Source organism: Sphingomonas sp. (assembly GCF_039595165.1).
Classification (GTDB): Bacteria; Pseudomonadota; Alphaproteobacteria; order Sphingomonadales; family Sphingomonadaceae; genus Sphingomonas.
This window is the reverse complement of record NZ_JBCNMA010000054.1, coordinates 1-20,632: the sequence shown is the minus strand read 5'-3', so window position 1 is coordinate 20,632 and position 20,632 is coordinate 1. Positions and strand designations below refer to the sequence as shown.

Genomic DNA, 20,632 nt, shown 5'->3' with positions numbered 1-20,632 from the left:
GAGAACAGCCAGTCATCGGCATTGCGCATGACATAATCGGCGCTGACGCTGCCCACCCAGCCGCGATGGCCGGACAGGCCTTTGCGGCCCTCGACCCGCAGGCGCAGCTTGTCGGCGATCTGGGTCTGGACGAAGGCGCCCGCCTCGAACGCGAAGCCGACCTTGTGAATCGGCGCGCCGACATCGCCGCCGTCGCGTTTGCCTTCGAATCCGAGCGCGGGACCGATCGCGAAGCCGGTGGTGCGCAGAACCGGGAAGCCGAAGCTTTCGTCCGGGGCCTCGAACTCGAATTCGTCATTGCCGCGGGCGCGCGAGATGTCGACGAAGGGGCGCAACGAGACCTTGTCGGAGCCGGGATGGCTGGGGACGAACTGCGGGCCGAGCGTCACGCGGGTACGCAGCGGCTCGCGCTCGGGCTCTTCCTGGGCGGCGTGCGCCGGTAGCGCGAGGGGGATCAGCATCAGGGGAGCGGCGAGACGATACGCAAACATGAGCAACTCCCTGAAAATCAGCGATGAAACCGCCGGTCGCGCTTTCGTTCCCTCAGATCGGCGACCATTCCACCGGTTCCTCGCCCTCATCGTCCTCATCGACCTGGCCACGTTCGGGTCCGATCGCCTCGAGCAATTTGTCCAGCACCCAGTCGACGCCGACGCCGCTCGCGCCGCTGACCGGGATGACCGGGGCGCCGCTCGCGTCCTCGAGCTCGGCCGAGAGCGCGGCGATCAGCTCGTCGTCGAGCGTGTCGATCTTGTTGAGCGCGATCACGACCTGCTTGTCGGTGAGGCCGGCGCCATACGCCTCCAGCTCGTCGCGGACGATGCGGTAGCTGGTGGCGACATCCTCGTCATTGGCGTCGACGAGGTGGAGCAGGACCTTGCAGCGCTCGATATGGCCGAGGAAGCGGTCGCCGATCCCGGCGCCCTCGGCCGCGCCGGCGATCAGGCCGGGGATGTCGGCGATGACGAACTCGCGCTGCTTGTGGCGCACCACGCCGAGCTGGGGACGGGTGGTGGTGAAGGCATATTCGCCGACCTTGGCCTGGGCGTTGGTGACGGCGTTGATGAAGGTCGACTTGCCGGCGTTCGGCAGGCCGACCAGCCCGGCATCGGCGAGCAATTTGAGGCGGAGCCATACCCAGGCTTCCTCCCCGGGCCAGCCGGTGCCGTGCTGGCGCGGGGCGCGGTTGGTGCTGGTCTTGTAGCTGGCATTGCCGCGGCCGCCGTCGCCGCCGCGCAGGAAGACGATGCGCTGGCCGACCTCCGTGAGATCGGCGAGCAGAGTGCGCTCGTCGTCATCGGCGAGGATCTGAGTACCCACCGGGAGCTGGATGACGAGATCCTCGCCGCTCGCGCCGGTCTTGTTGGTGCCCATGCCGCCCATACCGCGCTGGGCGCGGAAATGCTGCGTGTAGCGGAAATCGATCAGGGTGTTGAGCCCGGCCACCGCCTCGAACACGATGTCGCCGCCCTTGCCGCCATTGCCGCCGTCGGGGCCGCCATATTCGACGAACTTCTCGCGCCGGAAGGAGACGGCGCCTCCGCCGCCCCAGCCGGAGCGGACATAGATCTTGGCCTGGTCGAGAAAATGCATCGGACTCTACTTAGTGAGGAATTCGCCGCGGCCATAGGGCGGCGTGGTGCGTCCCTTGATCCAGTCGCCGAGCAGCCGGAAATAGCCGTCGGTGACGCGGGTGGTGGTGCGGGCGCCGTCTGGGGCCTGCGTGAACTCGACCATGCCGTGGTCGGTCGCGGGAAAGCGCACGATGGCGATCTCCTGGCCCTCGCGACGGAGCGTCTGGAGGCGGTCGACGGTGGTCTGCGGCGGAGCCTCGCGGTCCTCGGCGGCGATGACCCAGAGTTGAGGCGCCTTGACCTTGCGCATCCAGCCCATCGCGTCGTAGCGCCAGTCGAGCTCGAGATTGTCGAACTTGGCGCGGCCCTCGCGGCGCAATGTGGCTTCGTCGAGCGCGAGTATCTCGCCGGTGAACTCGCCCTTGATTCTGGCGAACCACGGCGCCTTGCCATGGCGCGCCTTGACCGCGGCGAGCTGCTCGTAGCCCTTGAGGAAATGCTCGGCCATGAGGTTGCCGGTCGCATCGGTGACCTCACGCGCCTGCTTGAGCACGTCTGCGCCATAGCCGGCTTCCGTCAGCTCGGTCGCGACCTGCGAGGCGTCCTCCTCGAGCGGGTCGATCAGCAGGCCGAAGCCGACCGCGACGAAATCGGCGCCGGCGTCGTTGGCCCCGCGCGGCGCGACCCAGCCGCCCTGGCTGCCGCCGAGCAGGCCGAAACGCGAATAGCGGCCGGCGGCGAGGCGCTTGGCTTCCTTGGACGCGGCGGCGGCGTCGGCGGCGAGCGCGTGGAAATTCTGGTTGTAGCTGCCTTGGGACTCGCCCGTGCCGCGCTTGTCGTAGACGAAGGCGGAAATGCCTTGGGCGGCGAGGATCCAGGGGTACTGGGCGTATTTGACCGCGGGCGTGCGCTCCGAGCCATGGACGGTGACGACCAGCGACGGCTTGGCGCCGGCGGTCGCTGGCGGCTCGATCAGCATGCCGTTGAGGGTCAAGTCGCCGCTCTTGAACTTGGTCGGCGTGAGGCGAACAGGAATCCTGTTGTAGGTCACGGTCTTAACGTCGAGCGTGTCGCCGCGGCAGGCGACGCTGCCGTCGTTGGTCAGGCCGAAGCGGCCGTCATCGGCCCACCAGCGCCACGCGCCGGTCTGCGCGGTATCGGGACGTTCCATGATGACGAGGAAGCGGCCCTCGGGACCCGAATAGGCGCCCGGCTGGCACGGCGCGGCAACGGGCACGGCGGCCGCCTGGGCGGCGAGAGCAGCGGTAAGCAACATGGTTCAGCCCCACATCTTCTGGAAGCGCGGCGACGCGGTGAGCTGACGCAGCGCGATCTCGCGCGCCGCACCGCGCGGAAGGTCGAGCGATTTGGCGAGTGGCTCGCCGAGCAACGCATCGCCCATCGCCATCAGGACGAGGCTGAGCGTGTCTTCCCGCAGCGCGACGCTGCTTTCCTCGCCCTCGACCGCGGCGATCTGGTCGACCAGCTGGTGAATGACCTCGAGGATCGGGTCGAGCGCATCCTCGTTGCCCGAGAGGATCATCCAGCTGGCGAGCGCGCCGGCGCCGCTCTTGTCGAACGCGTCGAAGGCGAGATCGACCACCTCGCGCGGCTTGGCCTCGGTCCGCGCCTCCTCGCTGGCATGGGCCTCCTGGATCAGCCCAACGATCTGGCTGCAGACATTCTCGGCCAGGCTGCGCGCCAGCGCGCGTTGGAGCCCGGCGGCCGAGCCGAAATGGTGGAGCAGGTTGGCATGGGTGCGGCCGATGCGCGCGGCGACGGCCTTGAGCGTCACCGCCTGCGGCCCCGCCTCGATCAGGATCGTGCGTGCCGCTTCGAGCGCGGCGTCGCGCGACTCCTCGGGGCTCAGACGCCTGCGTTCGGGTAGATGTGCTATTGACATAAATGTAAGTAAGGCATAGTTGTAGACGCCAAGTCCTTGGAGGAAAACCGTGGGGAACGCAAAGACTCCCGCCGATCTGACGATCAACCCACGCGACCGCCGCTTCGGGCGCGGACAGCGCCAGGACCGGCTGTGGCTAGGCGGCGATCGCGCGGCGACGGCCTTCTACAATGCGCTGTCGGTGACCTTCCCCAAGGGCGAGGCCTTCTTCATCGACAGCGTCAAGGCGTTTCGCGCCGGGGTGGGGGAGAAGCTCGCGCGCGAGATCAAGGCGTTCACCATCCAGGAAGTGGTGCACAGCCGCGAGCATGTCGCGTTCAACAGGCGCGTGCTCGATCATGGCTATGACGTCAGCCGGCTCGAGGCGCGGGTCGACCAGGTGATCGAGATCGCCAAGGCGCGGCCGGCGCTGGTCCAGCTCGCCGCGACGATGGCGCTCGAGCACTACACCGCGATCCTCGCCGCGGAGCTGCTACGCAACCCGAGGCATCTCGAGGGCGCGGACGCCGAGAGCCGCGAGCTGTGGCGCTGGCACGCGCTCGAGGAGATCGAGCACAAGGGGGTCGCCTACGACACCTGGCTCCACGCCACCCGCAAGCTGAGCCGTTGGAAGCGGTGGAAGATCAAGGCGCTGACGATGCTGCTGATCAGTGGCACGTTCTGGGCGCATCGAATCGAGGGTACGCTCGACCTGATGGCCCAGGATGGCCTCACCGGCTGGCGCGCCAGGGCGGCGCTCGCCAGGTATCTGCTGGTCTCGCCCGGGCTCGTCACCCGTATGATCCCGGCGTGGCTGAGCTACTTCCTGCCCGGCTTCCACCCCTGGAATCACGATGATCGTGCGCTGATTCAACGGGTTGAAAGCGAGTATGAAGCGGCGGTTATGCCCACCGTGGTGGCAGCAGCCTGACTCCATACCCGAATTACTGAACGGAAAAATTCAGAAATTATTCGTTGCGGGGTTGAAACCCCTGCTACGTCCCCCCAATTGCCGCGACGCAGCAAAGGGGTAGAAGAACAATGCGGTCTGCAATCGCCATCCTCGGTCTGGCTCTGCTTTCGGCGTGCGGAGGCGCGCAGCCCCCGCAAGCGCCGCCGCCGCCCGAGGTCACCGTCGCCACGCCGCTTCAGCGCGAAGTCGTCGATTGGGACGATTATACCGGTCGCTTCGTCGCCCCGCAGGACGTCGAGATTCGTGCTCGCGTCAACGGTGTCATCACCGCGATCCACTTCCGCGACGGCCAGGACGTGCGCCAGGGTCAGCCGCTCTTTACGATCGATCCGCGCCCCTACCAGGCACAGCTCGCCCAGGCGCAGGCGCAGATCGCGCGCGCCCAGGCGGCGCTGACCAACGCCCGCCAGGTGACCGCGCGCAGCCGCGCGCTCGCCAGCGCGCAGGCGGTGAGCAAGGAGGAGCTCGAGACCAACATCGCCGCCGAGCGCAGCGCCGCCGCCGACCTCGCGGCGGGCCGCGCCTCGGCGAACGCCGCGCAGCTCAACTTGAGCTTCACCACCGTCCGCGCCCCGTTCAGCGGCCGCATGTCGGATCGCAAGGTGAGCCTGGGCGATTCGGTCGCCGACGGCCAGACGGTGCTCACCCGGATCGTCTCGATCGATCCGATCCGCTTCGAGTTCGAGGGTGCCGAGAGCTTCTACCTCAAGAACCTGCGCCAGGATGAGCGTGGCGAGCGCGGCTCCTCGCGCAACACCGCCAATCCGGTGCAGATCCAGCTCGCCGACGAGAGCGAATATCGCTGGAACGGCCGCATGCAGTTCCTCGACAGCGCGGTCGACCCGAACTCGGGCACGATCCGCGCCTATGCGCTGGTGCCCAACCCGACGCGCTTCCTGACGCCGGGCATGTTCGGCCGCGCGCGCCTCCTCGGCTCGGGCACCTATCGCGCGATGCTGATCCCCGACGAGGCGATCGTCACCGACCAGACCCGCCGTCTCGTCTATGTCCTGAGCAAGGATAACAAGGCGACGCCGCGCGTCGTGGAGATCGGTGCGAAGGTCGAGGGGCTGCGCATCGTCCGCGACGGGCTCGCCCCGACCGACAAGGTGATCATCACCGGGCACGGCCAGCTCCAGCCGGGTGCGCCGGTCAAGCCCAAGAAGGGCGTGATCAAGCCGGACGCTACCAAGCAGGCCGCGCCGACCGCGCCGACGGCCGAGCCGGCGTCGGGCCAGGCAACCGTCCGCTAAGAAGGGCGCAGCGATGAAATTCCCCCATTTCTTCATCGAGCGGCCGATCTTCGCGGCGGTGCTCTCGATCCTGATCGTGATCGTCGGCGCCATCGCCTATCCGTCGCTGCCGATCGCTCAGTATCCGAGCATCGCGCCGCCGACGGTGGTGGTCACCGCCACCTATCCGGGCGCGAGCGCGGAGACGCTGGCCGAGACGGTCGCCGCGCCGATCGAGCAGGCGATCAACGGCGTCGACAACATGATGTACATGACGTCGTCGTCGACCGGTAACGGCCAGACGCAGATCACGGTCACCTTCCGCCAGGGCACCGATGTCGACCAGGCGCAGGTGCTTGTGCAGAACAAGGTGGCGCAGGCCGAGCCGCGCCTGCCCGAGGAAGTGCGGCGCATCGGCATCACGGTGAACAAGAACTCGCCCGACTTCCTGATGGTCGCGTTCTTCACCTCGCCCGACAACAGCCTCGATGTGCAGTATATCTCGAACTATGTGACGCTACAGGTCCAGGATCGCATCGCGCGTATTCCGGGCGTCGGCCAGGCGCAGGCGTTCGGCGGGCGCGACTACAACATGCGCATCTGGATCGATCCGGGCCTCGCCGCCGCGCGCGACATGACCGTCGACGAGGTGGTCAACGCGATCCGCGGGCAGAACGTGCAGGTCGCCGCGGGGTCGGTCGGCCAGCCGCCCTACGGCAAGGCGAGCCCCTCGTTCGAGCTGGGCGTGCAGGCGAAGGGCCGCCTCACTTCGACGGAGGAGTTCGGCGGGATCGTAATCAAGCGCGATGCGGAGGGGCGGCTGACGCACCTGCGCGACGTGGCGCGGATCGAGCTCGGCGCGCAGGACTATAATTTCAACGGCTATCTCAACGACAAGCGCGCGGTCGGCATGGGCATCTTCCAGCTGCCCGGCTCCAACGCGCTGGCCACCGCGGAGGCGGTGAAGAAGGAACTCGAGACGCTGTCGAAGGACTTCCCGTCGGGAATGCGCTATTCGATCGACTACAACCCCACCGAATATGTCGCGGAATCGATCACCGCGGTCGAGCACACGCTGATCGAGGCGCTGGTGCTGGTGGTGCTGGTGGTCATCGTGTTCCTGCAGAGCTGGCGCGCGGCGATCATCCCGATCATCGCGATCCCGGTCTCGCTGGTCGGCGCCTTCGCGGTGCTGCTCGCCTTCGGTTACTCGCTCAACACCCTCTCGCTGTTCGGGCTCGTGCTCGCCATCGGCATCGTCGTCGACGACGCGATCGTCGTGGTGGAGAATGTCGAGCGCTTGATGGAGGAGAAGGGAATCTCGCCGCGCGAGGCCGCGCACGAGACGATGGACGAGGTGTCGGGCGCGATCATCGCGATCTCGGCGGTGCTGGTCGGCGTGTTCATCCCGACCATGTTCATCCCGGGCATCTCGGGTGCCTTCTACCAGCAGTTCGCGATCACCATCGCCTCGGCGACGGTCATCTCGGCGTTCGTCTCGCTGACGCTGTCGCCGGCGCTGTGCGCGCTGGTGCTCAAGCGGCCCGAGCACGACAAGCCCGCGCCGGCCGGCCTGCTCGGCCTGCCGACGCGCGCCGGGCGCAAGTTCAACGAAGGCTTCAGCTGGCTGTCAGAGAAATACGGCAAGCTCACCTCGCGGCTGGTGCGGATGCTGGCGATCGTCGGCGTGGTCTATGTCGCGCTGATCCTGGTCGCGGGCTGGCGCTTCACCTCGACACCGAGCGGCTTCATCCCGCCGCAGGATCAGGGCTATCTGATCGGCGTCGTGTCGCTGCCGCCGGGCTCGTCGCTCCAGCGCACCGACGCGGTCGTGCGCGAGACGATCGCGCGCGCCAACAAGCTGCCGGGCATGCAGTTCTCGGTCGGCTTCGCCGGTCTCGACGGCGCGAGCTTCTCGACCGCGCCCAATGCCGGCGTCGTGTTCTTCGGCTTCAAGCCGCACGCCGAGCGCGACCAGAGCGCCGACGAGATCCAGGGTGCGCTCTATGGCGCGCTCGCGGGGATCGAGGGCGGCAACGTGCTGGTCATCGCGCCCCCGCCCGTGCCGGGCATCGGCACCGGCGGCGGGTTCAAGATGATGGTCCAGGACCGCAGCGGGCAGGGCTATAATGCGCTGGCCCAGGCGTCGATGGCGATGATGATGGGCGCGAACCAGCAGGAGGCGGTCGCCGGCGCGTTCAGCCTGTTCAACACCGGCACCCCGCGCCTTACCGCGGATGTCGATCGCGAGCGGGCCGAGCGCATGGGCGTACCCGTCGCGAACATCTTCTCGACGCTCGGCTCGTATCTCGGCTCGTCCTACGTCAACGACTTCAACTATCTCGGCCGCACCTATCGCGTGACCGCGCAGGCGGACGCGCCCTATCGCGACGACGCATCTGACATCCAGGTGCTCAAGACGCGCTCGGCGGCGGGCGAGATGGTGCCGATGAGCTCGGTGATGACGCTCAAGAACGACAGCGGGCCGTATCGCGTGGTGCGTTACAACCTCTATCCGGCGGCCGAGCTGATGGGTGACACCAAGCCCGGCTATTCGACCGGCCAGGCGCTCGATTCGATGGAGGCGCTCGCCGGGCAGGTGCTGCCCGAGGGCATGGGTTACGAATGGACCGAGCTGGCGTTCGAACAGCGCCAGGCGGGTAACACCGGCGTCATCGCCTTCGTGCTGGCGGTGGTGTTCGTCTTCCTGCTGCTCGCCGCGTTGTACGAGAGCGTGGTGCTGCCGCTGGCGGTGATCCTGATCGTGCCGATGTGTCTGCTGGCGGCGATCCTGGGCGTGAACGTGATGCGGATGGACAATAACATCCTGACGCAGATCGGCCTGGTGGTGCTTATCGGCCTCGCCGCGAAGAACGCGATCCTGATCGTCGAATTCGCACGCCAGAACGAGGAGCAGGGCATGGACATGCGCACCGCGGCCGAGCACGCCGCGCACCAGCGCATGCGCCCGATCATCATGACCTCGATCGCGTTCATCCTCGGCGTGCTGCCGCTGGTGATCGCGAGCGGGGCGGCGGCGGAGCTTCGCCAGGCGCTGGGCGTCGCGGTGTTCTTCGGCATGATCGGCGTGACTATCTTCGGCCTGATCTTCACCCCGGCCTTCTACGTGATCAGCCGCCAGTTCGGCGACTGGACGCGTAACCAGGTCAACAAGATGCGCGGCAAGCCGAAGGAGCCGCCCCACGCCCCTGCTCTGGAGCCTGCAGAATGAAGCGCCTGGTCATCACGTTGCTGGCGGGTTCGCTGCTGGCGGGCTGCGCGGTCGGGCCCAACTATGAACGGCCCGAGACGCCGCAGGCCGCGGCGGGGGCGTTCGTCGATCCCGGTATCACCAAGGTGTCGCCGGGCGAGGTCGAGGGCGAATGGTGGCACCTGTTCAAGGATCCGGTGCTCGACCGGTTGGTGGTCGAGGCGCTCACGCACAACACCGACATCCGCCAGGCCTCGGCCAATTTGAAGCGCGCGCGCGCGATACTGTCGGAGGCGCGCGGCCAGCGGCTGCCCACGACCGATGTGAACGCCAGCTATACGCGGCAGCGGATCGGCGCCGCCGGGCAGCCGGGGGTTCAGCTGCCGCCCGGGGTGGACGGGTTCGAGTTCGACAGCTTCCAGGTCGGTTTCGACGCCTCGTACGAGGTCGACCTGTTCGGACGGGTGAGCCGCTCGATCGAGGCCGCACGCGGCGACACCGAGGCGGCGCAGGCAGCGCTTGACGGCGCGCGCGTGGCGATCGCGGCTGAGACCGCGCGGACCTATGCCAGCGCCTGCGGCTTCGCGGCGCAGGCCGAGGTGGCGCGCGAGACGGTGCGGCTGCAGACGCGCACGCTCGAGCTGACTCAGCGGCTGGTCGAGGCCGGGCGCGGCACCGCGCGCGACATCGACCAGGCGCGCGTGCTGACCGAGAATGCGCGCGCGCAGGTGCCGGCATTCGAGGCCGAGCGGCGCGCCGCGCTCTATGCGCTGGCGACGCTGACCGGCAAGCCGCCGGCCGAACTCGATACGCAGGCGAGCCAGTGCGTGACGCCCCCCGGCGTCTCCGCGCTGATCCCGGTCGGCGACGGCCAGGCGCTGCTCGCGCGGCGGCCCGACGTGCGCGAGGCCGAGCGTCGCTTGGCGGCCGACACCGCGCGGGTCGGGGTAGCGACGGCTTCGCTCTATCCCTCGATTCGGCTGCTCGGATCGGTGTCGCTCGGCGCGCAGAGCCTGGACGATCTGGGCAAGGGCTCGTCGTTCAATTTCTCGCTCGGGCCGCTGCTCAGCTGGAGCTTCCCCAACGTCACCGCGGCGCGTTCGCAGATCCGCCAGGCCGAGGCGGGGGCGGAGGGCTCGCTTGCGGCGTTCGACGGCGCGGTGCTCACCGCGCTGCGCGAGGTCGAACAGGCACTGGCGCGATATTCGGGCGAGATCGTGCGCAACGTCGCGTTGCGCCGCGCCGACACCGCCGCGACCAATGCCGCGCGGATCGCGATCCTGCGCTTCGACGCCGGCCGCGACAGCCTGCTCCAGCGCATCGATGCCGAGCGCGAGCGTGCGGCGGCGCGGGCCTCGCTCGCTCAGTCGAACGCAGCGCTGGCCGAGGCACAGGTGGCGCTGTTCAAGGCGCTCGGCGGCGGCTGGGAGGATGCCCCCGCACCGGTGCGACGCGAAGCGGCGGCGGCGGTCACCACCCCTTAGGGCGATGCCTGAATCAAAGGAGACGGGCGCCCGCCGTGTTGCGTGACGGTGGCGGGCGTCCGGCTCCGTCTTGGGGTGGCGCTGGCGTGCGGAAACCGCCATCGTGGCTGCCGAGGACCGCATGACCCCCTTTCACCATCTGCTCGTCAACAATCTGATCGCCAGCATCACCAACTTCACCGTGTGGTTCGCGGTGACCTTCTGGGTGTTCCTCGAGACCAAGTCGGTGTTCGCGACGGGCATGATCGCGGGCCTGTACCTGGTGCTGACCGCGGCGTTGGCGATCTGGTTCGGCAGCCTGGTCGATCATCATCGCAAGAAGCGAGTGATGATGGTGTCGAGCGCGGCGTCGCTGCTGCTCTACGCGATCTCGTTCGCGGGCTATTTCCTCGCGCCCGCGGGAAGCATGACCAGGATCGCAGCCGCGCCGCTGTGGCTCTTCCTGTTCGCGGTGATGCTCGGCGTGATCGCGGGCAATCTGCGCAACATCGCATTGCCGACGCTGGTCACGTTGCTCGTGCCCGAGGACCGGCGCGACAAGGCTAATGGCCTGGTCGGCATGGTCACTGGGATCGGCTTCCTCACCACCTCGGCGATCAGCGGCTTCCTGGTCGCGTGGGGCGGGATGGTCGTGACCCTGGGCTTCGCGATCGCGCTGTCGGCGCTGGCGATGCTTCACCTCGCCTTCGTGCATGTCGACGAGCCGCGTACGGAAGGCGGGCATGACGAGCCAAAGCGGGTCGACCTTGCGGGCACGATCCGTGTCGTCGGTGCGGTGCCCGGGCTGTTCGCGCTGATCTTCTTCGCGGCGTTCAACAACCTGTTGGGCGGCGTATTCATGGCGCTGATGGACGCCTATGGCCTGTCGCTGATGAAGGTCGAGGCATGGGGCCTGCTGTGGGCGTTCGTCTCCTGCGCCTTCATCCTCAGCGGCTTCCTGATCTCGCGCACCGGGCTCGGCAAGAACCCGCTGCGCACATTGCTGCTGGTCAACCTCGTGGTGTGGGCGGTGGCGGCGGTGTTCACCATCCAGTCGTCGATCCCGCTGCTCGCCGCCGGTTGTTTCATCTGGCTGTTCCTCGGCCCCTATGCTGAGGCGGCGGAGCAGACCACGCTGCAGAAGGTGGTACCGTTCGAGCGGCAGGGCAGGGTGTTCGGCTTCGCGCAATCGGTCGAGCAGGCGGCGTCGCCGCTCACCGCCTTCCTGATCGCGCCGCTCGCGCAGTTCGTGTTCATCCCATTCATGACCGACGGGGCGGGGGCCGATGCGATCGGCGACTGGTATGGCCGCGGGCCCGAGCGTGGCATGGCGCTGGTCTTCACGATCGCCGGCGTGATCGGCGTGCTGGTGACGATCGTCGCGTTCGGCTCGCGCGCCTATCGCCAGCTGTCCGGGGCTTATGCACGGGAAGAGGTTGCGGCGTGATGGTGCGGCGCTGGCTGCGGCAGCTCGCCGTGCTGGCGGCGCTCGTGCTGATCTTGATCGCCTTCGCCGAGCTGCGCAGCCCGCCCGAGCGACTCGCCGGCGAGGGCGCGAAGATCCATGTGGCCGACGGCGACAGCCTGCGCATCGGTGAGCGGACGGTACGGCTGCAAGGGATCGACGCGGTCGAGCTGCACCAACCCTGCACGACGCCTGAGGGCAAGCAGTGGAAGTGCGGCATCGAGGCGCGCAAGGCGCTGCAAGCACTGGTGCGCAAGGGCGGTCTGGTGTGCGAGACTCATGCGACCGACAATTTCGGTCGGGCGGTATCGACCTGCTCGGTCAAGGGTGTGGCGGATGTCGGCGCGGTGCTGGTCGCGCAGGGCTGGGCGGTCAGCGGGGACGGGGAACGGGAAGGCCTCCACCTCGCCGAGCAGCAAGCCGCGCGCGCCGCGCGCCGCGGCATCTGGCGCGGTAGCTTCCAGCGCCCGGCCGAATGGCGTGCCGCGCACCCGCGCAGCGCGCCGTCGGTGCCGGCGGCCTGAACCGGGGGGTTCAGGCCGCCATTCGGTCGCACGGATCGTCGCTGCGGCCCTCGTCCGACAGGCGCTGCTCGTACTCGACGCACTTCACCTCGCCGCCGCGCCCGCGCGAGTAGCGCGCAACGACGCGGCCGGTCGGCCGGAAGCCGAGCTTGCGCAAGACCCGTCCCGAGCCGGGGTTGTCGACATAATGGCCCGCGGCGAGCCGGGGAACGCGGAGGGTGCGGGCGATCGCGACGACCGCCGCGCCCGCCTCGGTCGCGTAACCACGGCCCCAGGCGTCGGGCGTGATCCAGTAACCCATCTCGTACGGCTCGTCGTCATAGGGGCCGAAGCCGACGCCGCCGACGATGCGGCTGGTGCCGTCCTCGAGCGCGCAGATCAGGAAGCTGGTGTCGCTCGGCTTCCGCTCTTCGCCCAGGAACGCTTCGGCATCGCCGAGCGTGTAGGGCCAGGGCGCGCGGCCGAGATTGCGGACCACCTCGTGATGGCCGATCGCATGGGCGAGCTCGGGCGCGTCCTCGATCCAGCCGGGCCGCAGCATCAGTCGTTGTGTTCTCGCGAACATCTACACTCTCCTCGCATGTCGCCACTGGCCCGGTTTGATGACGGTCCTGCGACGATTTCGGTTGGAGGGAGCATGAAAAAAGGGAGACCGGGGCGACCCGTCTCCCTTTTGCGGTCTCCTGAAGCGGAGACCCGGATCGCCCTGGCGGGCAACCCGGCTGGTTACCCTATGTTATTCGGCTGCTTCCGCAATCATCTCGATCGAGCAGAATTTGCGGCCGAGCTTGCCGTCGTGGAATCGTACGCGGCCGTCGGTGAGCGCGAAGAGGGTATGGTCCTTGCCGATGCCCACATTGACGCCCGGATAGAACTTGGTCCCGCGCTGGCGCACGAGAATGTTGCCGGCAATGGCCAGCTGGCCGCCGAACTTCTTCACGCCGAGGCGCTTTGCTTCCGAATCGCGGCCGTTACGCGAAGAGCCGCCTGCCTTCTTATGTGCCATGGTTGGGTGCTCCTCTTACGCTTCCGCAGCCGCGGCGGTCTCGCCCTCGGCCTCGGTCTTCTTGGCCTTGGTCGCGGCCTTCTTCTTCTCCTGCGCACCGATCGCGGTGATCTTCAGGATCGTGTGGTTCTGGCGATGGCCGTTCTTGCGGCGGTAGTTGTGCCGACGGCGCTTCTTGAAGACGATGACCTTCTCGCCCTTCGCCTGCGCGACGATCTCGGCCGAGACGGTGAGGCCGTCGGTGGGCTTCAGCTCCGAACCCTCGCCGGCGAGCAGGACGTCGCCCAGCGTGATGGTCGAACCGGCTTCACCGTCGAGCTTCTCGACGACGATCTTGTCTCCGGCGGCGACGCGATACTGCTTGCCGCCCGTGCGCACGATAGCGAACATGGCTCTTTCTCAATTCCAAATGCTTGTGCCCGCGCGGGGCAAGCCCGGCGGGAGGAACGGCGCGGTTATGCGAATCGACGCTCCAAGTCAACCTTTATGCCGGGCTTTTCGCCCGGAATGCGGCACCAGACCGCTCCCCCCACCCGGCCACCCATCAAGATATGCTGGCGTGGGTGGCCGGGTGGGGAGCGGTCTGGTGCCGCCACGCGTCGTGAGGCGCATCAAGCAATCAGTGCCGGTGCTCGCGCTTGAGCTGGTAGCGGCCGCCGCTGTAGCGTTCGAACAGGCCGCCGATCGCCGGGTGATTGACCGGCTCGTCGCTGTCGTCGCTGACCAGGTTCTGCTGGCTGACATAGGCGACGTAGCTCGACTCTGCATTCTCGGCGAGCAGATGGTAGAAGGGCTGGTCCTTGCGGGGGCGCACGTCCTCGGGGATCGCCTCGTACCACTCGTCGGTGTTGGCGAAGACCGGGTCGACGTCGAAGATCACGCCGCGGAAATCGAACAACCGGTGCCGCACCACGTCGCCGACGTTGAAGCGGGCATGCGCGACCGGCGGCACCGGGACGCCGGACGTGGACAGGTCGAAGGGGACGGAATCGCGATTCATGTTCTCAATCTAGTGACGCCTGCACGTTGCACAAGAACGCGCGGGATGAGCGCTTGTGCCATGCGATTCTTTGGTCTAGAGGCGCCCGCTCGACTGACCGGACCGGCATATGACGCGCCCGGATCCCCTCGCGGAGAGGTGGCAGAGTGGTCGATCGCGCCGCACTCGAAATGCGGTTTACGGGGAACCGTAACGTGGGTTCGAATCCCACCCTCTCCGCCACTATCCGGTTGCGCGCCAGATGCGCATCGCGCGTACCTCCGATTCGGCTTGCCATCCGGCCCCGATCCTGCAGGTTCGTTACGGCTGAGTCATGGCACCCCACGTCGTGCCGGAGATCCCCTGGTCGCGCGCAGCGCCCGACAATCTCGGCGGCTTCTGCGCCGCCTGCTGGCACATGGCACGCCAGATCGTGGCGGGCGGGGTCAAGGTACCGGTCGGCCTGATCCAGGCGTCATGGGGCGAATCGACAATCGAGGATTGGATGAAGCTGCTGGTCCTGGACGACGGCCGACCGGCCACCGAGATCCGCTACGCATGGCAGGGCTCACCGCCGCTCAACCTCTATGCGCAGAGGGGTTTGCCGGTCAGTCCGTTCCGGATCGCGATCTCGGACTAAGAGCGACGTTACTACCGAACCGGCACGGATGCGCCGGCATAGGGGTCGTACGCCGGACTCGGTTTCGGCGCGGGGGCCGATGGTGGCGGCGGCGCTGGGGGCGGGGCAACCGCGACGCCTCCGCCGCTGCCCGCCTCGCCGGCCCGCATCAGCCCTGCCGCAATGACCGGCGCCCCGAAGACGATGAAGCAGCCCAGGATCACGATCGCACCCCGCTGCAAGTTGATGCGGCCGTTCAGCATGCCGAACCCGATCCACGCGACCGCGATCACCGCGAGCGTCGTCGCCAGCGTCCCCAGCAGCGTTCCCTGAACCCAATGGGCCGCATCGACCAGCAGGCTGGTGCCAGCGGGGCCCGAGAGCGCATCGGCCATGTCAGCTCCCCGCGCCGAGCATCTTGCCGGTGACGACCTGCGCCACATAGCGCCGCCCGCCCGCGCGACCGAGCTGCACATAGAGATCGATGGTCGAGCGAACATAGTGATGCACGTCGGCGCGGCTGAGCTGAGTCCCGCCCTGCAGCGCGAGCAAGGTGATCTGCTCGATCGCGCCCATCGGGCTGTCGGCATGGACGGTGGTCATCGAGCCCGGATGCCCGGTATTGACCGCGCGCAGGAAGGCGAGCGCCTCGTCGCCGCGCAGCTCGCCAAGGATGATGCGATCAGGCCGCATGCGCAACGCGGCGGCGACGAGATCGTTGGCGGTCACGCGCGCCTCGCCGAGCTCGCTGCGCGCCGCGAGCAAGCCGACCGCGTTGGCGTGCTGGATCTGCAGCTCGGGCGTGTCCTCGATGAAGAGCAGCCGCTCGTCTGCCGGGATCTCGGCCATCAGCGCGTTGAGGAAGGTTGTCTTGCCGGTCGAGGTTCCGCCCGCGACGAGGATGTTCTTGCGCGCCCGCACGGCGGTCGCGAGGGCGTCTGCGATGTCGCCCGCGGCAAGCGCGTGATCGATCCCCTTCTCGGCGTCCGATGCGCCGGTGGCGCCGGTCCGCGTCGTGGCGAAGGCGCCGCGCTCGACATAGTCCGCCAGCCGCAGGTTGGGCGACACATGCTTGCGGATCGCGAGTGCGATGCCGCCGCGCGTCGCCGGCGGCCCGACGACCTGCACGCGCGCGCCGTCGGGCAAGGTCGCCGAGAGGAGCGGGTGCTCGCGGCTGATCCCCTGGTGCGCGAGCGCCGCGATCTGCCGCGCGAGCCGCTCGAGCGTCGCTTCGTCGAGCTCGGGGCTCTCGAACCGCTCGATCGTGCCGCCGGTGCTCTCGGCCCACATCTCGTGCGGCTGGTTGACATAGACGTCGGTCACGTCCGGGCGCGCGAGGAGGTGGGCGAACGGCCGCAGATAGGCGTGCAGATAGACTTGCCTACGCACTGGCCTGCTCATCGCGTGGTGCCGGCTCCGGTGAAATCGAGGTCGCGTGCGACGAAAACGCTGACGCTGGTGCCCGGCTTGACGGTGAGCGTCGGGGTGATCTGCTGCGGCTGGATAGCCTGCCCGGTCACCGAGGAGCCGGGAAAGGCGTAGATCGTCGGCGCGCCCGCTTCCTTCGACGCGATGTTGACGCCGATATCGAGGATCGACTGGAGGATCGCGCCGCCGAACCGCTCGAAGAAATGTGAGTTGACGCGCGCACGGACGCCGGTCCGGCCTACAGTGTCGGCGACCGGCGATCCGATCGCGATCGTGACTCCGTCCGGGCGGATCAGCCGCGTCCAGTTGACCAGCGCGCGCTTCTGCCCGGCGGAATTCTCGGCGCCATATTCGCCGATCAAGCGGCTGCCACGCGGGATCAGCACGCGCGAATTGTCGAAGCCGCGCACGTCGCGCGAGACGATCGCGCGTGCGAAGCCGGCCCGGGTCGAATCGAGGCCCGATTCGAGCACCGCCTGGATCAGCGTCCCCTGCACGATCGTCGTCGAACGATTGGCGAGCGCGCCGGCGCGGGCGCGGCTCGTGTCGCGTGCGAGCGCGGCCTGTCCCCTCGCGGCGGGGCCGTCGCTGCCCTCGTTGCGGTCAGCGGCCTCGCGGCGAGTTTGGGCGCCCTGGTCGATCACCAGCATGGTCGAGGAATATTCGCGCGCCGGCTCGGGCGGTGGGGCCGGCTGGGGCTGGGGGGCCGGCGCATAGACGATCTGCGGCTCGGGCGGCGGCGCCGCGCGCACCGGCGCTGTCGGCGGCGGCGGAAGGGTCGCCGGCACCGCTCGCACGGGCTGCGGCGCAGGCAGGGGCGGCGGCGTATAGGCCGGCGGGATGACGAGCGCGGGTGGCGGCGCGAAGGTGCCGGCGTCAGCGCTTCGCGCAGTCACCGCGGGCGTGGAGAGCGACTGCCGCCGCGTCTCCAGAATGGCGAACAGGATCACCGCGGCGATGCCGGCCGCGGCGACGAAGACCCACATGGGAAGCGGGCGGGCCGTCGAACCGACGTGCGGCCGGATGTCCCTGGGTTCGGTGGGGGCGGCGGGTTGCTCGGAGGCGCTCATCGCTTGACCTTCCGCTGGATCCGGACCGCCTTGGCACGCTGCTTGTCGATCCGGAAGACGAGCTCTCTGGCCACGCCGTCGATGACGTAGAGCCCGTCCTGGACGACGCCGTTCGCCAGCGTCTCGCGGCCCTGGTCGTTGATCGCGTAGACGGCGGGCATCGCGGCATTTGCGGGCCACTCGATATAGGTCCTGACGCCGTCGTCACTGATTCCCGATGGGCGCAGCTTGCGGTCCCCGCTCACGCGATAGCGCGTCTCGAGCGGCGAGGCGGTGGCCGTTGCCTCGGTGCGCGCTTCCGGCGCGGCGGGGTACGCGAAGCGCACGGTGTAGGCCATCGTCGGGGAGGGACCGGGCAGCGGGTGGAGGTCGAAGGCATAGGTCCGGATGTCGGTCACGACCGTCATGTTGGTCGAAACTCCGCCTTGGACCGGCTTGATGAAGAGATGGTCGCCGCGCTTGGTCGGAGTCACCATCCATGCCGCGCTGTCGCCCAGCCCGACGCTCTCGATCCGCTCGTCGGCGGCGAATTCGAGGCTGAGCTGGTAGCCCGGCGCCACCTCGAGCGTCACCACCTGATTGTTGCGATATTCGACGATCTGAAGGCGCGGATCGCCCTCCGAAGGCTGCGGGCGATATTGCCCGAGCGCCGGTGCCGCGATCGTCAGTGCGAGATACGCCGCCCAAGCGCCGAGCTTCATGGCCGGGCTCCCTGGGGTATGACGGTGGCGGTTGCCGGGAGCTGCGACGGCAATGCCGAGGGCGGCGGAGCGGGCGGCGGCGCGGGCGTCGGCTCCGGCGGCAACGCCTCGGCGTCGCGGCGGTAGCGGATGACCTGGAAACCGAGCGGATTGACGTAGCGATCCTCGACTCGCATCGGCTCGCCCGAGAAGCGGTAACGGATCACCGCCACCCACGAGCCGAGCAACTGTGCCTGCCCGCCTTGCTGGTCGATGCGGCGCGTGTCGAAGCGGACCATCGCCGCCTCCGGCCCCAGCGGCGACACGCTCTTCACCTGGGTCTCGATCACGGTCGAGCGCGGATAGCGGTTGAGCGGACTGTCCGGAAAGCTCGGCTGCATCGCCGCGATGTAACGGCTGCGCGCGCTGTCCGCGGACCACAGCGCCACCTTGCGGTAGTTGGCCTGCAATGTATTGATTTCGAAGCTTTCTCTGGCGATCACATATTGCACCAGGAAGGATTGGGTGAGCGCGGTGTCGCCGGCGATTTTCGGGGCTTCGAGCGGCTTGAGCGCCTGTACGAAGCCGGTGTGCTTGTCGACCATCAGCGTATAGGGCTCGACCGTCTTGAGCGGGGTCAGGAAGATCAGCGCGATCGCCTCGCACACCGCGATCACCGCCGCGACCGCGGCGACGATCCAGGCCACCCGCCGCGACGCGCGCAGCGACTCCGCCTGATCATGCGCCCAGCTCGAGGCTTCGCGGAAATAGCTTTCGCGCGCTTTGGGGTGATCGGACTTCATTGCTGATCTCTCCGGCCGGCGCTCGCCGACACGCGGTTGATGGTGCGTCGCCGGAACGTCTGCCCCAACGGTGCTGCGGCGGCTGCAGCGCTCTCACGCGAGACGGCCTGGACCGGTACCCGCATCGCAGCCTGGGCGGCGTTGCCCGGGCCGTCGGCTTCGCGCCGCTGGCTAGCCGCGACGGCATCTGCGATCGCGATGGCGCGGGAGCGCGCCACCGCAGGCTCGCTCGCTTCAGCGCCGGGCGAACGCGGCTCCGCCGTCGCGCCCGCGGATCGCGGCGCGAGCGCATTCGTGGCCCATTGCCAGACCTCCGGAAAGCGGAAGCCCATGGCGAGCCGGGCGAGCGCCCAGAGCATCGCCGCCAATACCAGCGCGAAGATCCCCGTGGTCACGAGCAGTTCGACCGGCGCGTTCGGTACCGATACGTTCGCCGCGCGGATCGCGAGAATCCGCGCCAGCCAGGATTCGAGCAACGCGAGCTCGATCCCGAGCACGATCGACACGCCGAGCGCGCCGAGCGCGGCACCGAGCAAGGCGCGCAGCCACCCCTCGAACAAGCCGCGCGTCGCGCCGAACAGCAGGAAGGCGAAGAAGAACGGCGCCAGCGCGAGCAGGAGTCCGGCGATGATCCGCACCGATGCGAAGGCGCCCACGACGCCGCCGAGATAGAAGATCCGGGAAAGCGCGAGCGCGTCGAATCCCGGCAGGACCGGCGGAGTCCGTTGCGCCGCCTGCTCCGGGGTCTGCGGATAGCCGGCCCCGTCCGATGCCAGCGATGCGAGTATCCGGTCGGTCGCCTCGAGCCGAGCGACCATGCCGCCCTGCGCGCCGGGCAGGCCGCTCGCGCCGCCGATCGAAGCGGTCAGCTCCGCGGGGCCCTTGAATACGGTGTCGTAGACGAGTGTCTGATAGGGCGGCCAGCTCGTCGCCAGCACCAGCACGACGCCGATCTTGACGAAGGCCAGCACCCCCTCGCGCACGCTCGGCACCTGCCCCAGCATCATGCGATAGCCGAACAGCGCCACGAAGATCGTGATGAGGGCAGTGAGGATCAGCGAGAAAGTAGAGCCCGGCGCCGCCAGCGCTTGATAGCCGCTCGCGCCCAGCAGCTGCGCCTGGCAATCGACGAACGCGAGGATCGCGCTGAGATAGCCGCCATCGACCGGAAGCGCGGGGCAACTCATGCGAGCTCCAGCAGCTTGGGCATCCAGTCGGCCGGGTCGTCGCCGCTGGTGCTGCGGATTTCGTCGAGCAGCCGCACGGTGCGCTCGCGGCCCGACAGGATCGTCAGCAGATCGCGCTCGCCGGTCAGGTTGAGCCGTGCGACGACGCTGTGATTGCCGTGCTTGATCAGGAAGCAGTGCGCGCTGTCCGGCAGGTTGCGCACCAGCTCGAACTCGTGCTCGCTGAGTCCGAAGCCGTCGATATAGTCCGCCGCCCGCGCCTTGGGATTGGCCATGAAGATCTGGGTCGCGGCCTGCTCGATGATCGCGCTGGCGATGCGGCTCTCGAGCGCGTCCTGCGCGCTCTGCGTGGCGAAGCCGACGATGCCGTTGCGCTTGCGGATCGTCTTTTCCCAATCCTTGATACGCCGCACGAACACCTCGTCGTCGAGCGCCTTCCAGCCCTCGTCGACCACGATGATCGAGGGGGAGCCGTCAAGCCGTTCCTCGACGCGATGGAACAGGGTCCGACCCGCTGGTGCGGCGCAGCATGACCG

The 20,632-nt window shown here is 68.4% G+C and carries 21 protein-coding genes, 1 tRNA gene and 1 pseudogene; 8 read left to right on the top strand and 15 right to left on the bottom strand.

Annotated features, from left to right (window positions below; genetic code table 11):
• From ABDV68_RS10960 to ABDV68_RS10945, 4 genes are all read right to left on the bottom strand, one after another.
• A partial coding sequence (locus ABDV68_RS10960) for a MipA/OmpV family protein (RefSeq protein ID WP_343519963.1) occupies positions 1-491 on the bottom strand: 491 nt, incomplete at its 3' end.
• Positions 492-543: 52 nt separating this feature from the next.
• On the bottom strand, positions 544-1,593 hold the full coding sequence (obgE, locus tag ABDV68_RS10955; RefSeq protein WP_343519962.1) for a GTPase ObgE: 1,050 nt from the start codon (positions 1,591-1,593) through the stop codon (positions 544-546).
• A 6-nt stretch (positions 1,594-1,599) separates the two neighbouring features.
• On the bottom strand, positions 1,600-2,850 hold the full coding sequence (locus ABDV68_RS10950; RefSeq protein ID WP_343519961.1) for an alpha/beta hydrolase: 1,251 nt from the start codon (positions 2,848-2,850) through the stop codon (positions 1,600-1,602).
• Between the two features lie 3 nt (positions 2,851-2,853).
• Entirely contained in the window at positions 2,854-3,477 is a 624-nt protein-coding gene (locus ABDV68_RS10945) for a helix-turn-helix domain-containing protein (protein ID WP_343519960.1), read from the bottom strand.
• 49 nt (positions 3,478-3,526) lie between these two features.
• Between ABDV68_RS10945 and ABDV68_RS10940 the strand changes: the two genes are divergently transcribed.
• From ABDV68_RS10940 to ABDV68_RS10915, 6 genes are all read left to right on the top strand, one after another.
• Positions 3,527-4,387, top strand: coding sequence for a metal-dependent hydrolase (locus tag ABDV68_RS10940; protein WP_343519959.1), 861 nt, complete (start codon positions 3,527-3,529; stop codon positions 4,385-4,387).
• A gap of 110 nt (positions 4,388-4,497) precedes the next feature.
• Positions 4,498-5,682, top strand: coding sequence for an efflux RND transporter periplasmic adaptor subunit (locus ABDV68_RS10935; RefSeq protein WP_343519958.1), 1,185 nt, complete (start codon positions 4,498-4,500; stop codon positions 5,680-5,682).
• Positions 5,683-5,695: 13 nt separating this feature from the next.
• Complete coding sequence (locus ABDV68_RS10930) at positions 5,696-8,893, top strand: multidrug efflux RND transporter permease subunit (RefSeq protein WP_343519957.1); 3,198 nt, start codon at positions 5,696-5,698, stop codon at positions 8,891-8,893.
• The gene (locus ABDV68_RS10925) at positions 8,890-10,356 is read left to right on the top strand and encodes a TolC family protein (RefSeq protein ID WP_343519956.1); all 1,467 of its coding nucleotides are present in this window, start codon (positions 8,890-8,892) and stop codon (positions 10,354-10,356) included. Before ABDV68_RS10930 ends, ABDV68_RS10925 begins: the two co-directional genes overlap by 4 nt.
• Before the next feature lie 103 nt (positions 10,357-10,459).
• Positions 10,460-11,782, top strand: a complete 1,323-nt coding sequence (locus tag ABDV68_RS10920; protein ID WP_343519955.1) for an MFS transporter — start codon at positions 10,460-10,462, stop codon at positions 11,780-11,782.
• A gap of 2 nt (positions 11,783-11,784) precedes the next feature.
• Positions 11,785-12,324, top strand: a complete 540-nt coding sequence (locus ABDV68_RS10915) for a thermonuclease family protein (RefSeq protein WP_343519954.1) — start codon at positions 11,785-11,787, stop codon at positions 12,322-12,324.
• 10 nt (positions 12,325-12,334) lie between these two features.
• Here the strand turns inward: ABDV68_RS10915 and ABDV68_RS10910 are convergent, their stop codons facing one another.
• The 4 genes from ABDV68_RS10910 to hspQ form a co-directional block, all read right to left on the bottom strand.
• Positions 12,335-12,889 (bottom strand): GNAT family N-acetyltransferase, encoded by a 555-nt coding sequence (locus tag ABDV68_RS10910; RefSeq protein ID WP_343519953.1) that lies wholly within the window; start codon positions 12,887-12,889, stop codon positions 12,335-12,337.
• A gap of 171 nt (positions 12,890-13,060) precedes the next feature.
• A complete protein-coding gene (gene rpmA / locus ABDV68_RS10905; RefSeq protein WP_343519952.1) occupies positions 13,061-13,330 on the bottom strand; it encodes a 50S ribosomal protein L27 in 270 nt (89 codons plus the stop codon).
• A gap of 15 nt (positions 13,331-13,345) precedes the next feature.
• The gene (gene rplU / locus ABDV68_RS10900; RefSeq protein WP_343519951.1) at positions 13,346-13,720 is read right to left on the bottom strand and encodes a 50S ribosomal protein L21; all 375 of its coding nucleotides are present in this window, start codon (positions 13,718-13,720) and stop codon (positions 13,346-13,348) included.
• 229 nt (positions 13,721-13,949) lie between these two features.
• The gene (hspQ, locus tag ABDV68_RS10895; protein ID WP_343519950.1) at positions 13,950-14,330 is read right to left on the bottom strand and encodes a heat shock protein HspQ; all 381 of its coding nucleotides are present in this window, start codon (positions 14,328-14,330) and stop codon (positions 13,950-13,952) included.
• Between the two features lie 132 nt (positions 14,331-14,462).
• Here hspQ and ABDV68_RS10890 point away from each other — a divergent pair.
• Together ABDV68_RS10890 and ABDV68_RS10885 are read left to right on the top strand one after the other, a co-directional pair.
• A tRNA-Ser gene (locus tag ABDV68_RS10890) sits at positions 14,463-14,552 on the top strand.
• A gap of 91 nt (positions 14,553-14,643) precedes the next feature.
• Complete coding sequence (locus tag ABDV68_RS10885; RefSeq protein WP_343519949.1) at positions 14,644-14,949, top strand: hypothetical protein; 306 nt, start codon at positions 14,644-14,646, stop codon at positions 14,947-14,949.
• A gap of 11 nt (positions 14,950-14,960) precedes the next feature.
• Here the strand turns inward: ABDV68_RS10885 and ABDV68_RS10880 are convergent, their stop codons facing one another.
• From ABDV68_RS10880 to ABDV68_RS10850, 7 genes and pseudogenes are all read right to left on the bottom strand, one after another.
• The gene (locus ABDV68_RS10880; RefSeq protein ID WP_343519947.1) at positions 14,961-15,323 is read right to left on the bottom strand and encodes a TrbC/VirB2 family protein; all 363 of its coding nucleotides are present in this window, start codon (positions 15,321-15,323) and stop codon (positions 14,961-14,963) included.
• Between the two features lies 1 nt (position 15,324).
• Positions 15,325-16,317, bottom strand: coding sequence for a P-type DNA transfer ATPase VirB11 (gene virB11 / locus ABDV68_RS10875; RefSeq protein WP_343519946.1), 993 nt, complete (start codon positions 16,315-16,317; stop codon positions 15,325-15,327).
• An 8-nt stretch (positions 16,318-16,325) separates the two neighbouring features.
• Entirely contained in the window at positions 16,326-17,342 is a 1,017-nt protein-coding gene (locus tag ABDV68_RS10870) for a TrbI/VirB10 family protein (RefSeq protein ID WP_343519945.1), read from the bottom strand.
• A gap of 80 nt (positions 17,343-17,422) precedes the next feature.
• On the bottom strand, positions 17,423-18,127 hold the full coding sequence (locus ABDV68_RS10865) for a TrbG/VirB9 family P-type conjugative transfer protein (protein WP_343519944.1): 705 nt from the start codon (positions 18,125-18,127) through the stop codon (positions 17,423-17,425).
• Positions 18,124-18,909 carry a VirB8/TrbF family protein gene (locus tag ABDV68_RS10860; protein ID WP_343519943.1) on the bottom strand — a complete coding sequence of 262 codons (786 nt, stop codon included), beginning with the start codon at positions 18,907-18,909 and terminating at the stop codon, positions 18,124-18,126. The genes ABDV68_RS10865 and ABDV68_RS10860 overlap by 4 nt, the downstream gene beginning before the upstream one ends.
• Positions 18,906-20,096: a type IV secretion system protein gene (locus tag ABDV68_RS10855; RefSeq protein ID WP_343519941.1), complete on the bottom strand. Its 1,191-nt coding sequence runs from the start codon at positions 20,094-20,096 to the stop codon at positions 18,906-18,908. Before ABDV68_RS10855 ends, ABDV68_RS10860 begins: the two co-directional genes overlap by 4 nt.
• A pseudogene (locus ABDV68_RS10850) lies at positions 20,093-20,632 on the bottom strand (VirB4 family type IV secretion/conjugal transfer ATPase); the annotation flags it as partial. The gene ABDV68_RS10855 and the pseudogene ABDV68_RS10850, both read right to left, overlap by 4 nt.

Bases quoted from the DNA above. Each gene is read 5' to 3' on its own strand.
- ABDV68_RS10925 (WP_343519956.1), top strand. From the start codon at position 8,890: ATGAAGCGCCTGGTCATCACGTTGCTGGCGGGTTCGCTGCTGGCGGGC.
- ABDV68_RS10950 (WP_343519961.1), bottom strand. From the start codon at position 2,850: ATGTTGCTTACCGCTGCTCTCGCCGCCCAGGCGGCCGCCGTGCCCGTT.
- ABDV68_RS10945 (WP_343519960.1), bottom strand. From the start codon at position 3,477: ATGTCAATAGCACATCTACCCGAACGCAGGCGTCTGAGCCCCGAGGAG.
- ABDV68_RS10930 (WP_343519957.1), top strand. From the start codon at position 5,696: ATGAAATTCCCCCATTTCTTCATCGAGCGGCCGATCTTCGCGGCGGTG.
- hspQ (WP_343519950.1), bottom strand. From the start codon at position 14,330: ATGAATCGCGATTCCGTCCCCTTCGACCTGTCCACGTCCGGCGTCCCG.
- rpmA (WP_343519952.1), bottom strand. From the start codon at position 13,330: ATGGCACATAAGAAGGCAGGCGGCTCTTCGCGTAACGGCCGCGATTCG.
- ABDV68_RS10910 (WP_343519953.1), bottom strand. From the start codon at position 12,889: ATGTTCGCGAGAACACAACGACTGATGCTGCGGCCCGGCTGGATCGAG.
- ABDV68_RS10865 (WP_343519944.1), bottom strand. From the start codon at position 18,127: ATGAAGCTCGGCGCTTGGGCGGCGTATCTCGCACTGACGATCGCGGCA.
- obgE (WP_343519962.1), bottom strand. From the start codon at position 1,593: ATGCATTTTCTCGACCAGGCCAAGATCTATGTCCGCTCCGGCTGGGGC.
- rplU (WP_343519951.1), bottom strand. From the start codon at position 13,720: ATGTTCGCTATCGTGCGCACGGGCGGCAAGCAGTATCGCGTCGCCGCC.
- ABDV68_RS10880 (WP_343519947.1), bottom strand. From the start codon at position 15,323: ATGGCCGATGCGCTCTCGGGCCCCGCTGGCACCAGCCTGCTGGTCGAT.
- ABDV68_RS10855 (WP_343519941.1), bottom strand. From the start codon at position 20,096: ATGAGTTGCCCCGCGCTTCCGGTCGATGGCGGCTATCTCAGCGCGATC.
- ABDV68_RS10860 (WP_343519943.1), bottom strand. From the start codon at position 18,909: ATGAAGTCCGATCACCCCAAAGCGCGCGAAAGCTATTTCCGCGAAGCC.
- ABDV68_RS10935 (WP_343519958.1), top strand. From the start codon at position 4,498: ATGCGGTCTGCAATCGCCATCCTCGGTCTGGCTCTGCTTTCGGCGTGC.
- ABDV68_RS10885 (WP_343519949.1), top strand. From the start codon at position 14,644: ATGGCACCCCACGTCGTGCCGGAGATCCCCTGGTCGCGCGCAGCGCCC.
- ABDV68_RS10870 (WP_343519945.1), bottom strand. From the start codon at position 17,342: ATGTGGGTCTTCGTCGCCGCGGCCGGCATCGCCGCGGTGATCCTGTTC.